Genomic DNA, 588 nt, shown 5'->3' with positions numbered 1-588 from the left:
TTCTGCACCTCGGCCATATCGCTGCCCAGCTGCACCGCCCGCCTGCCGAAGTCCACCACGCCCTTCACCGCAAAGGCGGTCACAATGGCCCCGCCCAGCCGCTTGACTGCCGCCTGGAGGCCGCCGGTCTGGCCGGTCAGCGCCTGGATGCCCCGGATAAAGCCCCTGTTGTTCAGCGCCGTATCAATGATGACATGTCCATCCGCGCCCCTTGCCATAGACTCACCTCCCGGTCAGACGCCCCACGCGCTGAGGGTCTGCTCCTCCTCCGCGGTGTATTTCCGCTTGAACTCAATGCGCTCCCGGTTCTCCCGGTAAAACTCCTGTTCCCAGCTCTCCAGCTTTCTGCCCCTGCGCAGCTTCTCCCGGATGGACACAATGGCGGACAGCTGGCCCTCGCCAATGGTGTTAAAATAGCCCAGGAAGGTCCACCAGTGGAGAAAGGGGAGGGCCCGCACCTCCAGCCCCGCCGCTTTGTTGATCTCGGCGGCGATGAGGGTCCGGTCCTGGTCCCAGTCGATGGTCCTGGGCCGGGCGGACTCCTCCGGCTCCTCTCCCTGGTTGAGGAAGCGGGCCAGCTCCGCCATT

2 protein-coding genes are annotated in these 588 nt (G+C 65.1%); both read right to left on the bottom strand.

Annotated features, from left to right (window positions below; genetic code table 11):
• The coding region (locus D1646_RS22420) for a hypothetical protein (RefSeq protein ID WP_160638529.1) at nucleotides 1–218 on the bottom strand (218 nt) is incomplete at its 3' end.
• 15 nt (nucleotides 219–233) lie between these two features.
• Nucleotides 234–588 (bottom strand): Gp15 family bacteriophage protein (locus D1646_RS22415; protein WP_243154304.1); only part of this gene is annotated, 355 nt, incomplete at its 5' end.

It is taken from the genome of Pseudoflavonifractor sp. 60 (assembly GCF_009911645.1).
In the GTDB taxonomy this organism is placed as follows: domain Bacteria; phylum Bacillota; class Clostridia; order Oscillospirales; family Oscillospiraceae; genus Lawsonibacter.
The sequence above is the reverse complement of the archived record's forward strand: the minus strand, read 5'-3'. Positions and strand labels throughout refer to the sequence as shown.